The following is a 15,635-nucleotide window of genomic DNA, read 5'->3' on the forward strand; positions in this document are numbered from 1 at the left end:
CACTTGTTATTGGAAGGTACCCACAACCAGGGACCAATTATGTCACCAAAATCTGGCGAGTAATGAGAATGACCGCAGTTTTATTAACGGTACTGGCTTTACACGTTTGTGCCAGTGGAGTTTCACAAACGGTTACAGTGTCCTGCAAGGATATGCCGCTGCAGCAACTGTTCAGTGTAATCAAACAACAAACCGGGTACGTGTTTTTTTACCGGAGTAAAGATCTGTCAGATGTGAGTCCTGTGTCGGCAGAGATCCGGGAAGTTCCGCTAAAGGCGGCACTGGGAAAATTGCTAAAGGATAAACCGCTAACCTTCGACATAGAAGGCAACACCATCGTTATTTCCAGGAAAGCAACCACCCAAAGCAACGAGGAAGCACTCCCCCCGGAAGATGTGCGCGGTAAAATAGTGGACAGTAAAGGTAATCCTGTACCGGGCGTATCGGTCCGTGTAAAAGGCAGTAATACGGCTGCTATCACCGATCAAACAGGGTTCTTTATTCTTCGTAACACCGACGCGCGCGCAGTGCTGCTCATTTCATGCGTAGGCTTTGAATCCAAAACCGTTAGCTTGGGCGGCAAATTCACCATCGAAGTGGAACTGAAAGCTAAAGTAGATGACCTGAACCAATACGTGGTAGTAGGCTACGGCAGCACTAAAAGAAAAGACCTCACCGGCTCGGTGGCCTCGGTAAACGTAGACGAAGTAAAGAACATCTCTTTCGTGAGCATCGACCAGGCGCTCGCCGGTAAGGCTGCAGGCGTACAGGTTACCCAATCCGACGGCTCCCCCGGCGGCGTGGCAAAAATCCGCATCCGTGGTGGTACCTCCCTGCTCGGCGGCAACGATCCCCTCTACATCATCGATGGCGTACAGGTAACCATTCAAAACAGGTACATCCAGAACCAGGCGGAAGTGGTAAACCCCATCGAAAGAGCCGGCAGCGATGATCCCAATAACACGGTAAGCGGTTCATTCTCCCGCGGCCTCAACAGCCTCGCCGGGTTAAATATCAACGATATCGAAAGCATCGATATCCTGAAAGATGCTTCTGCTACCGCTATCTACGGTTCCAAAGCAGCCAACGGCGTTATTATTATCAACACCAAAAAAGGTAAACTGAACCAGAAACCAGTGCTGGAAGCCAATTACTACGCAGGCGTCAGCACGCCCATCAAAGAAAAACTGCTCAACGCTACGGATTATATCTCGCTGCTCACAGAAGCCGCCGTAAACCTGAATACCGCCCGCGCAGCAGCAGGCGAAGCTTCCAGCACAAAGGCGGATAATATCATTAAGAACCCTGCCGGTCTTGGTACAGCTAACACCGACTGGCTCGGCCTCGTACTCCGTAACGCTACCTCACAGAACGCCGATATCTCCGTGCGTGGCGGTGGCTCCGGCTCCCGGTACTATACCTCACTGGGATATAACAAACAGCAGGGCGTAGTGCTCGGAACTGATTTCTCCCGTATCTCCGGTAAAATCAGTCTCGATAATGAAATCACCAGCCGCTTCAGGATCATCACTAATCTCGACTACGGCTTCACGAAAAATAATATCACCAACGGTATTTATCCGGCGGCATTCTTTGCACCGCCTACCTTGCCTGAGCGCAACCCCGACGGCTCTTATTACCGCTTCCTGGGTTCGCAGATAGGTGGGTACGACTACCAGGGCAATCAAAATCCGATGATCCTCCTGGATGGGATCAACGAAGGAAAAACATCTTCCCTCCTGGGATCTCTCTCCGGCGACTACGACGTACTGAAAGACCTGAAGTTCAGATCTACCGTATCTGTCAATTATAACAACTACCACCAGCTGAACTATGTACCCAGTTCGGCAGTGATCGCGTCCCCCAGCGGAGTAGACGACTCCAATGGCGGCACCGGCTCACAGTCGCAAACAGAAGATGTAAACCTCTTCTTTGAAAATACCCTTACCTGGGATAAACAGTTCAATAAAAATAACCGGTTAAATCTCCTCGGCGGTACCTCCTGGCAGAAATACCGCTACAACTCCTTTTCCGCCAGCGGACAGGGTTTTCCGGACGATAAATACCTGAACAACCTTTCCTCGGCAGCAGTTACTTTACCCGGAACCGGTATCTCCGGCCAGAACTCCCTGCTGAGTTTCTACATGCGCGCCAACTACGCACTGAAAGAAAAATACCTGTTCACCTTCACCGGCCGTTCAGACGCATCTTCCAAATTCCCGAAAGATAACCGTGTGGGTTACTTCCCCTCCGGCGGTATAGCATGGCGCATTTCTGAAGAACCCTTCATGAAAAAAGCAACGTGGGTAAATGAACTGAAACTCAGAGCCAGTGGTGGTTATACCGGTACACAGAATTTTGGCGATAACCTCTATTATACCTTGTATACACCCGGTTCCTACGGCGGCGTCAACGCACTCGTTCCAACACAGCTGGGTAATGAAAAAATTAAATGGGAATCTACCCTGCAGAAAGATCTGGGCCTCGACTTTGAACTGTTTGGCTCCCGCCTGCGCGGTGTGCTCGGCTACTACGAAAAAAATACCACCGGCCTGTTAATGGCTACACAACTGGCGCCCAGCTCATCTTACAGCAGCGTGATCTCCAATTTCGCCACCATCAATAACAAAGGACTGGAGCTGGACCTCCGCATGGATTTCATCAAAGGCAAACAATTCCAGTGGGCAGGCGCCATCAATATTTCCAGGAACCGGAGCAAAGTAACCGACATCAACGACGACTTTACCAATGCCGGGGAAATCAGCTCCTATATCCAGGGCAACAGCATCGTAAGAAAAGGGGAACCCCTGGGCCTCTTCTACGGCTATAAAATGAAAGGCATTATACAGGATGCAAAGCAACTGGAAGACTATAAAAAAGAATTCACCCTGGCCCGGTACTTTGCCCCATACCTCGGCATCGGCGATCCGATGTATGAAATCGGCGACAACGGATTCTTTAAAAGCGATGTAATAGGAAAGTCGCAGCCCGACTTCTTCGGCGGCTTTACCAACACTTTTACCTTTAAGAATTTCAGTCTGATCACCTTACTGACCTTCTCCTATGGCGGAGACCTGCTTTATCTCACAGATATCCAGAATAAATATTTCGATAGCTATGCCAACAGGGGGGTGAGCATAAAAGACCGATGGACACCGGAAAACCACAGTAATACCCGGCCGCGCCTCATGCTCGGTGAAAATGCCACCGGCCCTTCCAGCAACGATATCTACGATGGTTCCTATCTCAAATTAAAATCCATTACACTTACCTACCAGCTGCCTGCAAGAATAGCTTCCTCAATGCACATCAGGGATGCTTCCATGTACGCATCTGCTACCAACCTGTTTACCATAACAAAGTACCCGGGGCCCGATCCGGAAGTAAGCAACAATCCCTACAGCCTTATCAACGGCAGCACGGATGTAAGCACCTTCCCCACAACAAAGCAGTTTAACATCGGTCTTCGTTTTGGATTTTAAAACAACAAAAAAGATTTTATGAAAAGGATCATATATACCCTGCTCGGCACAATATTAATAGCAGGAACTTCCTGCAAAAAGGAGCTGGGAAAATTACCGGAAAATGCCAAGGTAGATGGTAATACCATCATCGATCAACGGACCTCGGAAATCGCCCTTAATGGCGTTTATTACCGCTTTGCCAATGTGGACGCCGCCAATAACGTAACAGATTGGTTTGAACACGAAGTACCACCTGCCGTATTTGCGGGGTACATGGGATATGGTTACGGGGAAGATGATGCGGAAAACAACAATTATACTAACTCCTTCTTCAGCAGCATTTACTGGACTTCCTCCTATCAATTAATAAACGCAGCAAACGGTCTTATAAAAGGCGTTTCCCTGCTGGAAGACAAAGCATTTACCAACAACCGTAAAAGAGAAGTATTGGCAGAAGCACGGTTCCTGCGCGCTTACGGCCATTTTAAAATACTCAGCTACTTCGGCCAGTGGTTCGATCTGAGCAGCCCGTATGGCGCACTGCTGCGCGATGAATTTGTAACAGTAGGAGCCACCGCAAAAGCACGTAGTTCTGTGAAAGACAGCTACACCGCTATCCTCGCAGACCTCGACGATGCCATCGCCAATGCCCCGGCACAAAACAAAGCATTTTACGCTACCCGCTGGGCAGCAATGGCCCTGAAAATGAAAGTGCTCATGAGCCACGGCCAACCTGCTGATTACCCCGTGATAACCGCGCTGGCAGACAGTATCATCCTCAACAGCCCATACACCCTGGAGCCGCAGATGAAAGATATCTTTTACGTAAAAGGACTCACCAGCCCGGAAGTAATACTCGGCATTAAATCACAGCAGAACCAGGAAAGCTACTACTACCTGCTCAGTCGCCAGTACTGGCCAGGCGCATCTTTTCTCTATGTAGCCAAAACAGCGCTGAAAACCCTGCTGGCGAACGATCCCCGCGGCGCCTGGATGATAGGCTCGGCCAACAGGTATGCGGCCGGTACCTTCTACTTCCTGAAATATATCAAGGAAGGATCCACGCCGACACCATTATCAGAAACAGCCTATGCGCTCCGCTTAACAGAAGTATACCTCCTGAAAGCAGAAGCCATTGTGCGTTCCGGCGGCAGCCTCGCCGCCGCCCGCGATATCCTGAAAAATATCATGGGCCATGCCGGCGTAACAGATTTCTCGGCAGCCGATAACGCGACAAGCGTAAATGAAATGCTCAAACAGCTGTACCTCGAAACGGCCCGCAACCTTGTGGGGGAAGACGGACAGGAGTGGCTGTCGCTGTTGCGCCTCCCTTCTTCACTGATACAGGAACTGAGGCCCACGGCAAACGATAAGGTAAAATATATCATGCCTATCCCGCACACTGAATTTCTTAACAACCCGGCCATCGGTGAGCAAAACCCAGGCTATCAGCAATAATAACCTTTAAATATTCAGTATGAAGATCCACACACCTACCATGTTTACAACGCTGCTGCTGGCCGCCGCCTGCAGTCAGCCCAAAGCCCCGTCTGCCAGTATTACAGCGGAACTGCGCGGATTGAAAGACTCCGTTGTTTTCATCTCCATACCGGTAGCCGATTCGGCTAAAACAGATACGGTGCCGGTAAAAGATGGGCGCTTCACCTGGACCGGTAGCATCACGGAGCCACAAAAAATATATATCGGCACCTCCACCCGCTACCTGGAACTGTTCATGGAAAATGCCGCCATACAGGTAAACGGAAATATGGATTCAACAGACCAGATAAAGATCACCGGCTCCGCTACACAGGATGCTTACGAAGCCTTTAAAAAATCGATCACGGATATCACCAGCCAGGAAGATACCCTCTATTCAAAGTATGATGAGGTAAAAGATAATGATACCGCGAAAGCAGCGCTGGAAGCAACACTCGAATCCCTGCGCAATCAACGCCGTGGCCGTACCAAAGCATACATCAAAGCGCATCCGGAAAGCGCGCTGAGTGTAAGCATGGTGGCCGATATGGCGGTGATGGGAGAATACGCACCGGTAGATAGTATGTTCCGTACACTCACACCGGCAGCACAACAAACCGCTACCGGCGTACGACTGGCAAAGCGTCTCGCCGTGCTGAAAAAGAGTGCTATCGGTCAGCCGATGATCGATTTTACCCAGGGTGATGTAGATGGTAAACCCATTCACCTGTCCGACTTCAAAGGCAAATACGTACTGCTCGATTTCTGGGCCAGCTGGTGCGGTCCCTGTCGCGCGGAAAACCCCAACGTGCTGAAGGCTTACAACAAATTCAAAGACAAAAACTTCACCGTTCTCGGCGTATCGCTCGATGATAAGGCCGATAAATGGAAAGAAGCTATTAAGCAGGATGGCATGCCCTGGATGCAGGTATCCGACCTGAAAGGCTTCCGCAACGAGGTAGCGCAGGAATACGGTATCCAGGCCATCCCGTCGTCGTTCCTGATAGACCCGCAGGGCATCATCATCGCCAAAGAATTAAGAGGAGCCGCACTGCATACCAAACTGGCTGAAATATTAAAGTAAAAAACAACGCAGGTATGAAAAAAATAACCACCTTACTGGCAGCTGCATTAATTACCGCAGCGGCCCATGCACAGCAAAACACGACCATCACCGCTACCATCAAAGACCTGCCCGCAGGACAATGGGTATACTGGCGCTCACAGGGCAACGACGACCGCCGCGATTCGGTACAAACCACCGCCGGCGGATTCACCATCAAAACAAACATCGCCCCCGGCGAAGCCGACTTCTACATAATCCAGATCGGGAAAAAGTATGAAGCCAATAACATGATCTTTTATTATCTGGATAAAGGCAACATCACCGTAAAAGGCGATGGACCTATGTTTAAGGATGCCGTTTTCTCAGGCCCGCAATACATAAAAGATAACAACGAATACATGGCCATGCTGAAACAGGCGCCCGGATTGAAAGGCCAGGAAGACCTTTACAAACAGGCTAATAAATTATATGAAGCAAGGGATTCTGCCGGACTGGCTGCCCTGCAACCCGAATTGAAAAGGATGCAGGAAGAGAGCGCAAACCTCACTAAACAATGGATCCTGCAACATCCCAAATCCGGGATCAGCGCATCGTTGCTGTCGCACCTCAACGATGTGCCACTCGATGAACAAGAAAGTATCTTTAATAAATTGTCTGCCGCCGCAAAGGAAAACGGCCCTGCAAAACGGATTGCCCACAGCATCCGCGTGAATAAACTCACCGGCATTGGCAGCATGGCGCCCGACTTCACCCAAAACGATACATTAGGCAACCCCGTTTCCTTAAAAGATTTCCGCGGTAAATATGTACTCGTGGATTTCTGGGCCAGCTGGTGCCACCCCTGCCGGGAAGAAAATCCAAACGTAGTGGCAGCCTTTAAGAAATACAACAGTAAAAATTTCACCGTACTCGGCATATCGCTGGACCAGCCCAATGGCAAAGAAAAGTGGCTCAACGCCATCCACCAGGATAACCTTACCTGGACACACGTGTCTGATCTGAAATTCTGGAACAACGCCGTAGCCAAACAGTATGATATCCATGGTATTCCGGCTAACTTCCTCGTAGATCCAACCGGTAAAATTATCGCCAAAAATCTGCGCGGTGAGGAACTGGAGAAGAAACTCGCGGAAGTGTTATAATCATCTCAAAAAAACAGCAGCATGAAATATAGTCTCATTGCCCTTCCTTTTATAGCCCTGCAATTCGGGGCACAGGCGCAGGAAAAGTTACCATTTACCCTTACGGGAGATATTAAGGGCCTGCCCAATCGCTACGTGTACCTCAGTTATGCGGAAGGCGACAAGGAATACCGGACCGACAGCGCATTGTCGAAAAACGGGCAGTTCACTTTCAGTGGTAAACTGGTGCAGCCGGTAGAAGGACGTCTTTATTTAGATAAAAACGCCGCCATGTACGGCGAAGGAGACATGGCCTCCTTCTTCATGGAAGCAGCCTCTATGAAGCTGACATCCGCCACCGGGCGGCTGAAGGAAGCAAAACTCATCGGCTCCAAATCCCAGCTGGACCAGGATCTGCTCACCGCTGCCCGCGCACCTGTCCAGAAAAAGCTCCAGCCGTTATCGGACGCTTTTAATAAGCTGAATAAAGAATACATTGCCGCCATCAGAGCAAAGAAGCCTGAGGCAACGCTGGAATCCTATAAAACAAAGCTGGATAAGCTGAAAGACCAGATGGAGCCTTACTATGAGGCCATGGAAAAAACAGATAAAGCCTTTGTCACCCGGCATCCCAACGCTTACGTATCTGCACAGCTGCTTCGCTTCCGCGTAAGCAACATGCCTTTGCAGGAAGGCGAAGCCTTTTATGCAAAAATGTCGCCTGCCATGCAGCAAAGCGTCGATGGCCTTGAAATCAGGAAGGAACTGGATGGCCTGCGTGCAGGCTCCCCCGGCAGCCCTGCCCACGAGTTCACCAAAACCGATATCAATGGTAAAAGTATCAGTCTGGCGGAGTTCAAAGGCAAATATGTGATGCTCGACTTCTGGGCCAGCTGGTGTGGTCCCTGCCGCAAAGGCAATCCCCACCTGAAGGAGCTATATAGTAAATACAGCGCCAAAGGCTTTGAAATCATCGGCATTTCCGACGACGATTCCAATCATGAAGCCTGGAAAAAAGCCGTTAACCAGGACGGTATCGGCATCTGGCGGCATGTACTCCGCGGGCTCGACTGGAGCAAGCGCGAAAAGAACCTGCCCAACCCTGAAGATGTGAGCGACTACTACGGCATCCATTCTCTCCCCACCAAAATCCTGATCGATCCCAATGGCGTGATCATCGGCCGCTACGGCGGTGGCGGGGAAGACGATGAAGCCATGAATAAGAAACTGAAAGAGATTTTTGGCGCATAAACAAAAAACGTCCCCGCAGCAAAACTGCGGGGATTTTTTTTGGTATTTCCGCCGGTCAGGGTTATCTTTGATGGTATGCGTAAAACATTGATATACAATATCTTTCTCCGCAACATCTTCACAAAGAACGCAAGCGGACTCTGTATAGCACATTGATACCCAATACGTTACCGATCAAGTCCACATCCCCTCCACATCACCTCCACGTTCTCTCCATGTCAAAGGCATGTTCAATGTATCTCCTAAGCATGTGCAAAGTATAGCCTATATCATCTCCAGGCGTATCTTTCAACACCCCATCTCCAAAAGAAAAAGTAAAATCAGCAAAATCAGCGTAATCCGGGGAAAGACAAAATCCGCTAAAGACAAAATCCGCTAAAACTTCAAATTTGCTATAAATTTACTCCGCACTTTGCACCCAGGTGTGTTTTTATGAAAGTATTGATTGTAGAAGATAACAAGGAACTGGCCAGCGGTATTTCCGATTACCTCAACGGGGAAAAGTATATCAGCGAACTGGCTTATGATGTGGAAACAGCCCGGGAAAAGCTTTCTCTTTTCACTTACGACTGTATCCTGCTGGATATCATGCTGCCGGATGGCAATGGCATGGAACTCCTCAATTTTATCCGCCAGGAGAATATCAGCAGCGGGGTACTGATCATTTCCGCGAAAGATGCCCTCGACGATAAAGTAAATGGCCTCGAACGCGGTGCGGACGACTATGTTACCAAGCCTTTCCACCTGCCGGAGCTGCATGCCCGCCTGAGGGCTATCTACCGCCGCAAGAAGCTGGACGGCAATAACCTCGTTGTTTTTAACGAAATAGAACTCAATACCGACACAATGGAGGCACTTATTAATAACTCCCTCCTGGATGTAACACGCAAGGAATTCGACCTGTTGTTGTATTTTGTGGTAAATAAGAACCGTGTACTGTCACGACAGGCCATCGCCGCTCACCTCTGGGGAGACTATACCGATAACCTGGCTAACTTCGACTTCGTTTACCAGCACGTAAAAAATCTGAGAAAAAAGATCAGCGCCGCAGAAGGAGTAGACTATATAGAAACGGTTTATGGATTAGGGTACAAATTTAATACCTCCAAAACATGAAGCTGCTTAATAAAATAACACTCTGGTTTATAGGGATCGTATTCCTGATAACACCGGTTACAATGGTGATATCGCGTAATAATATCAAGAAACATCTCGATGAAGCAGAAGTGGCCCGCATGACCGCCGTGAACGACCGCGTGGCACAACAAATGATGGCCGGCGAAAAGCCCGACCGCTACACCCACGGCCGCCCCATTGCTATTACTACTGTAGCAGGCCCGCTGCCGGAAAAGAAAGTGCTTGTAACAAAAGACAATTTTATAGCAGAAGATCTTGGGAAGAAGGAATGCCGCATCACGGTAGACTCCTGGTACAAAATCGGCGACCAGCAATATAAAATATCCTCCTATAATTATGTGATCAAGTCGGAAGAAATATTCCGTGGTATGCTCAGCACCGTAGTATGGAAAATGCTGCTCATGATCTTCGCGGTATCCGTTACCGCAAGGTTGCTTTCCGGGAAAATATTTTCCCCGCTGCGCCGCACCATGAAAGCCATTCACAGCTTCGACCTGAAACAAAAGAATAAACTGCAGCTGCCGGAAACCAGCACCACCGAATTTAAAGAACTGAATGTATTCCTCGGCAAAATGACCGATAAAGCAATGGAAGATTACGCCGCCGTAAAAGAATTCAGCGAAAACGCATCGCACGAATTACAAACACCGCTGGCCGTGATCCGCAGCAAAATAGAACTGTTATCTGAAACCAATATAGATGGCGTGCAGGCCGCGCTGATAGGGGATATGCAGAATGCCATTGAAAAGCTGTCGCATATCAACCGCTCTCTCATCCTGCTCACCAAGCTGGAAAACCAGGAGTTTAAAGTAACGGAAAGCCTCAAGTTTTGCCGCGTGGTAAAAGATGTGATTGCCACTTATGATGACTGGATCAGCATGCGCGAAATTGCCCTCACTACTAATCTCGATAAAAATATTCCGCTCAATATTCACCCGGCCCTTGCCGAAATGCTCATCAGCAACTTGTTGAGCAATGCCATCCGGCATAACCGTGACGGCGGACAAATAAAGATGTTGCTCACCCACCGGGAGCTGAGCATCAGCAACACCGGCATACCGCCGCAAATCCCTACGTGTGAACTGTTCCAGCGGTTTAAGAAAAGTAACCAGAGCAACGACAGCATCGGGCTCGGACTGGCCATCGTAAAACAGATCTGCGAGGTGAACGGCTATGATGTGGATTACAACTATGCCGATGGATGGCATAAAATACAGGTGTGTTTTTACAAAAAACAGACAGTAAACAGCGATGCCTTGCCCGCAGCGGCCGCAGTAGCCGTTTAATTGTCCATCTCACAAAAAAAAAATCCATATTTCCACTTTCCTTCAAGTTTACTTCAAAATGATACAGAAATTTTGCAGTTGAATATCCTTCAGGACATTTCAACCGTAAAATCTATTTATTCATGTGGAGTAAGAAATATTTGCTGTTGGCGGTTGTATCCCTGTTTTCAGGCTACAATTTATATGCACAACAGGTATTTACCTTAAAGCAGGCTATTGACACGGCCATTGCCAACTATGGAACTATCCGTGCCAAAGCCAGCTACACCGCAGCTTCCAGGGAACAGGTGTCCCAGGCGCGCCGCGATTACCTGCCTAATTTCAATGTGGCAGCACAGCAGGACTATGGTACCGTAAACGGCCAGAACGGCCCCCTGTATGGCTTCGGAGGCTTAAGCGTGGCTTCCTCCGGCTTACCACTCGATCATCAGAACTGGAATGCCGCTTTCGGCGCATTATACCTTACTAATATCAACTGGGACTTCTTTGCTTTCGGCAGGGCAAAGGAAAAAGTTAAAACAGCATTAGCGGCCGCCGCTCAGAACGATAAAGACTGGCAACAGGAGATTTTTAAGCACAAAATAAAAGTGGCGGCCACTTATTTAAATCTCGTAGCAGCGCAGCAACTCACGCGCTCCTACCAGGAAAACCTGGAACGTGCAGATACCATCAGAAGGGTAGTGGTTACCCGCGTGAAAAACGGACTGATAGCGGGAGTTGACTCCTCACAGGCCAACGCGGAATACTCCAACGCAAAAATTGCCCTCACCAAAGCAAGGGATTTTGAACAAACACAAAGCAATGAACTGGCACAATTGCTGGGCATCAGCCCCCGGGAATTTACACTGGATACCTCTTATGTAGCCCGCATCCCGGCACTGCCGCAGCAAACATTTTCCCCGGAAAATCACCCGCTGCTGCAATGGTACAAAAGCAGGATCGCCCTCAGCGATGAACAGGCAAAGTATGCTAAAACCTTTTATTACCCGGCGTTTACGCTGGTCGGCGTATTACAGACAAGAGGCTCCGGGTTTAACAGCGGCTACGCTACCGATCAAACAGACTTTACGCATAACTACTGGGACGGTATAAAACCTACCCGCACCAACTACCTGCTCGGTGTAGGCGTTACCTGGAATATTACACAGCCCTTCCGCATTTCGCGGCAGGTAAGGTCGCAACAGCTCATCAGCCAGGGCTTACAGGACGAATACAACCTGGCAGACCAGCAGATCCGCGCACAGCTGAACCTCTCTGATATAAAAATCAAAAACGCACTGGATAACTACCTGGAATCGCCCGTACAGGTGAAAGCCGCTTCAGATGCCTATCTCCAGAAATCAGTATTGTATAAAAACGGACTGACCAACCTGGTAGATGTAACACAGGCGCTGTACGCATTGATCAGGGCAGAAACAGACAAGGATATTGCATATAGTAATGTATGGCAGGCGCTATTGCTGAAAGCCGCCGCAGTAGGGGACTTCAGCATCTTTGAAAATTAGCTTTTCGTTAAACGGACGCCATTGATGGCTTTATTTATCAACACTTCATTACCATGAACTTAATCAGTTTTGCATTAAAAAAACCTATTACCATCCTGGTACTTGTTGCCGGCCTGTTCTTCTTCGGGATCAAAGCAGTCAATACGATTAAGATTGACATCTTCCCGAAGCTGGACATGCCGGTGATCTATGTGTCGCACCCTTTTGGGGGATATACTCCCAAACAAATGGAATCTTTCTTTGCCAAACAATATATCAACATATTCCTGTTTGTAAACGGTGTTAAAAGTATAGAAACAAAAAATATCCAGGGGCTTACGCTGATGAAGATCAACTTTTACCCTGGCACCAATATGGCGCAGGCAGCCGCTGAAGTGAGCGCCTTTTCCAACAGGATCCAGGCCATTTTTCCGCCTGGTTCCAACCCGCCGTTTATTATCCGCTTTGATGCTTCTACCTTACCGGTAGGCCAACTGGTATTGAGCAGTGATAAACGCTCCAACAACGAATTGCTGGATATGGCGAACGTGTACGTACGTTCTTCCTTTACCTCCATTCCGGGGCTGATAGGCTCCACGCCATTTGGTGGTAACATGCGTACCGTGGTGATCAAAGCCGATCCTGAACTGCTCCGTCAGCATAATATGACACCGGATCAACTGGTGGAAGCCATGCGTCTCAATAACCAAACCGCTCCTTCCGGTAACGTGCGTATCGGCAATAATAACTATATCACACCCGCCAACACTACGATCCGTAACGTAAAAGATTTTGAAAATATTCCCTTGTTTAAGGGAGATGTACAAAATCTTTACCTGAGAGATGTAGCTACTGTAGAAGACGGCGCCGATGTTACAGCTGGTTATGCGCTGGTAAACGGCCGTCGCTCAGTATACCTGAGCATCGCCAAAGGCGCGGATGCCTCTACCTGGGAAGTAGTGCAGAACCTGAAGAAATCATTGCCGAAAATGCAGGCGCAGTTGCCGGAAGATGTGAAACTGAGCTATGAGTTTGACCAGTCGACCTACGTAATCAACTCCGTAAAAAGTTTGCTTACAGAAGGTACCATCGGCGCTATCCTCACGGGTTTGATGGTGCTGTTGTTCCTGGGCGATCCACGCGGTGCAATGATTGTGATTCTCACCATTCCCACCTCCATTATTTCAGCAGTACTTTTCCTGAGCCTGTTCGGGCAAACCATCAATATCATGACGCTGAGCGGATTGGCGCTGGCCATCGGTATCCTGGTGGATGAAAGTACGGTGACCATAGAAAATATACACCAGCACCTGGATATGGGGAAACCCAAAGCGCTGGCTATCTGGGATGCCTGCCAGGAAATTGCATTCCCTAAATTACTGATCCTGTTCTGTATCCTCGCGGTATTTGCGCCGGCCTTTACAATGGGCGGTATCCCCGGCTCCCTGTTCCTGCCGCTGGCTTTGGCTATAGGATTCAGCATGATTATCTCTTACTTCCTGGCACAAACATTTGTGCCTATCATGGCCAACTGGGTGATGAAAGTAAAACATCACAAGAAAGCAGACGGAGGGGAGATGACCGACGCGGAGGAATTTGCAGCTGCTGGCCTTTCCGGGGAGAAAGACACCTGGGAACAGAAAAAAGTATTGGTAGAGCGCGGAGACTTTAATGGCAACGGAAAAATCAGCCGCTTCGAACAACTGAGAAACCGCTACCTGCGCTTTATCAAAAGGATGATGCCTTACCGTAAACCTATTGTGATTGGTTACCTGATGGTGGTTTGCGGGATCGTGGTATTGCTGCTCGCCAACATTGGCCGTGATGTACTGCCAAAGGTGAACGGCAGCCAGTTCCAGGTAAGAATGCGCGTGCCGGATGGTACCCGTATTGAACGTACGGAACAACAAACCATCAAATTGCTGGATGGTATTAACCAGATCGTGGGAAAAGAAAATGTATCCATTACTTCGGCCTACATCGGCATGCACCCGCAGCTGTTTTCCACGGCGCCTATCTTCCTCTGGATGGCAGGCCCGCACGAATCAGTATTACAGGTATCACTCAGCGAACATTATCACACCAACCTGGATGAGTTAAAAGATAAGATCCGGGAGAAGGCAAAGATGATTGATCCAACGATGAAACTTTCTTTTGAACCTATAGAACTAACGGATAAGATCCTTAGCCAGGGCTCACCAACACCCATTGAAGTAAGGTTCGCAGGTCGTGACCGTAAACTGGGTGAGCAATATGCACAGAAACTGATTGCGGAATTAAATAAGCTGCCTTACCTCCGCGACGTACAAATAGGACAATCTATTAAGTACCCTTCTATCAATGTAAATATAGACCGTATCCGGGCGGCGCAGCTGGGCGTGGATATGAACGACATTTCCCGTTCACTCGTGGCGTCTACTTCTTCTTCCAGGTTAACGGAAAAGAATATATGGGTAGATGAAAAAGCCGGTTTGAGTTATAACGTACAGGTACAGGTACCGGAAAGTAAGATGAACAGCAAAGAACAGATTGGTGAAATTCCGCTGCTGAGAAATAACTCCCGCCCGTTGCTGAGTGATGTGGCTACCATGTCGGTAGATACCACTTATGGTGAAGTAGATAATCTCGGCGCGATGCCCACACTAACGGTAACGGCTAACCTGAATAATACCGATCTTGGTTCGGCGGCAAAGGATGTAAAGAAAGCCATTGCCGGGTTGGGAACGCTGCCGCGTGGCCTGAACGTGGACCTGATCGGGTTAAGCAATACGCTCACCGATACGCTGGATAGTTTGCAGAGTGGATTGCTGGTAGCTATCGTGGTGATTTTCCTGATGCTGGCCGCCAACTTCCAGTCGTTCAAAGTATCTGCTGTAGTACTGGCCACCGTGCCGGCGGTATTGCTGGGATCACTGGTGTTGCTGATGTTGTGCCGTTCTACTTTGAACCTGCAATCTTACATGGGTATGATTATGTCGGTAGGGGTATCTATTTCCAACGCGGTATTGCTGATTACAAATGCAGAGCAGCTGCGCAAGCATAACGGCGATGCGCTCTTGTCTGCCACAGAAGCAGCGGCATTGCGTTTGCGGCCTATCCTGATGACAGCCCTCGCCATGGTGGTAGGTATGATTCCTATGGCCAGCGGACTGGGTGAGGCCGGTGATCAGTCGTCGCCATTGGGAAGGGCAGTAGTAGGCGGACTGATAGCTTCCACCTTTGCCGCACTGTTTATTTTGCCGCTTGCGTTTGCATGGGGACAAGGTAAAGCAGGTACACAAAGCGTATCATTGCATCCAAGAGACGAAGAAAGTATTCACTATATCCCATCAGACGAAAAAGCCTGA

General features: G+C 48.9%; 9 protein-coding genes. All 9 read left to right on the plus strand.

What is annotated here, in order from left to right; genetic code table 11:
• Positions 1 to 62: 62 nt before the first annotated feature.
• The 9 genes from B5Z18_RS28740 (at position 63) to B5Z18_RS28780 (ending at position 15,635) form a co-directional block, all read left to right on the plus strand.
• Complete coding sequence (locus tag B5Z18_RS28740) at positions 63 to 3,482, plus strand: TonB-dependent receptor (RefSeq protein ID WP_079472996.1); 3,420 nt, start codon at positions 63 to 65, stop codon at positions 3,480 to 3,482.
• An 18-nt stretch (positions 3,483 to 3,500) separates the two neighbouring features.
• Positions 3,501 to 4,922 (plus strand): RagB/SusD family nutrient uptake outer membrane protein, encoded by a 1,422-nt coding sequence (locus B5Z18_RS28745; RefSeq protein WP_079472997.1) that lies wholly within the window; start codon positions 3,501 to 3,503, stop codon positions 4,920 to 4,922.
• Between the two features lie 19 nt (positions 4,923 to 4,941).
• Positions 4,942 to 6,027: a TlpA disulfide reductase family protein gene (locus B5Z18_RS28750; protein ID WP_079472998.1), complete on the plus strand. Its 1,086-nt coding sequence runs from the start codon at positions 4,942 to 4,944 to the stop codon at positions 6,025 to 6,027.
• Positions 6,028 to 6,041: 14 nt separating this feature from the next.
• Positions 6,042 to 7,151 (plus strand): TlpA disulfide reductase family protein, encoded by a 1,110-nt coding sequence (locus tag B5Z18_RS28755; RefSeq protein ID WP_079472999.1) that lies wholly within the window; start codon positions 6,042 to 6,044, stop codon positions 7,149 to 7,151.
• A gap of 21 nt (positions 7,152 to 7,172) precedes the next feature.
• On the plus strand, positions 7,173 to 8,381 hold the full coding sequence (locus B5Z18_RS28760) for a TlpA disulfide reductase family protein (RefSeq protein WP_079473000.1): 1,209 nt from the start codon (positions 7,173 to 7,175) through the stop codon (positions 8,379 to 8,381).
• 432 nt (positions 8,382 to 8,813) lie between these two features.
• Entirely contained in the window at positions 8,814 to 9,497 is a 684-nt protein-coding gene (locus B5Z18_RS28765; RefSeq protein WP_079473001.1) for a response regulator transcription factor, read from the plus strand.
• Positions 9,494 to 10,804 carry a sensor histidine kinase gene (locus B5Z18_RS28770; RefSeq protein WP_079473002.1) on the plus strand — a complete coding sequence of 437 codons (1,311 nt, stop codon included), beginning with the start codon at positions 9,494 to 9,496 and terminating at the stop codon, positions 10,802 to 10,804. The genes B5Z18_RS28765 and B5Z18_RS28770 overlap by 4 nt, the downstream gene beginning before the upstream one ends.
• A 122-nt stretch (positions 10,805 to 10,926) precedes the next feature.
• A complete protein-coding gene (locus tag B5Z18_RS28775) occupies positions 10,927 to 12,309 on the plus strand; it encodes a TolC family protein (protein ID WP_079473003.1) in 1,383 nt (460 codons plus the stop codon).
• A 53-nt stretch (positions 12,310 to 12,362) separates the two neighbouring features.
• Complete coding sequence (locus tag B5Z18_RS28780) at positions 12,363 to 15,635, plus strand: efflux RND transporter permease subunit (protein WP_079473004.1); 3,273 nt, start codon at positions 12,363 to 12,365, stop codon at positions 15,633 to 15,635.

The organism is Chitinophaga ginsengisegetis, from assembly GCF_900168065.1.
GTDB classification, from domain to species: Bacteria; Bacteroidota; Bacteroidia; order Chitinophagales; family Chitinophagaceae; genus Chitinophaga; species Chitinophaga ginsengisegetis.

What these genes read in the sequence shown, in the direction of transcription:
- B5Z18_RS28740 (WP_079472996.1), top strand. Translation starts at nt 63, where the DNA reads ATGAGAATGACCGCAGTTTTATTAACGGTACTGGCTTTACACGTTTGT.
- B5Z18_RS28745 (WP_079472997.1), top strand. Translation starts at nt 3,501, where the DNA reads ATGAAAAGGATCATATATACCCTGCTCGGCACAATATTAATAGCAGGA.
- B5Z18_RS28750 (WP_079472998.1), top strand. Translation starts at nt 4,942, where the DNA reads ATGAAGATCCACACACCTACCATGTTTACAACGCTGCTGCTGGCCGCC.
- B5Z18_RS28755 (WP_079472999.1), top strand. Translation starts at nt 6,042, where the DNA reads ATGAAAAAAATAACCACCTTACTGGCAGCTGCATTAATTACCGCAGCG.
- B5Z18_RS28760 (WP_079473000.1), top strand. Translation starts at nt 7,173, where the DNA reads ATGAAATATAGTCTCATTGCCCTTCCTTTTATAGCCCTGCAATTCGGG.
- B5Z18_RS28765 (WP_079473001.1), top strand. Translation starts at nt 8,814, where the DNA reads ATGAAAGTATTGATTGTAGAAGATAACAAGGAACTGGCCAGCGGTATT.
- B5Z18_RS28770 (WP_079473002.1), top strand. Translation starts at nt 9,494, where the DNA reads ATGAAGCTGCTTAATAAAATAACACTCTGGTTTATAGGGATCGTATTC.
- B5Z18_RS28775 (WP_079473003.1), top strand. Translation starts at nt 10,927, where the DNA reads ATGTGGAGTAAGAAATATTTGCTGTTGGCGGTTGTATCCCTGTTTTCA.
- B5Z18_RS28780 (WP_079473004.1), top strand. Translation starts at nt 12,363, where the DNA reads ATGAACTTAATCAGTTTTGCATTAAAAAAACCTATTACCATCCTGGTA.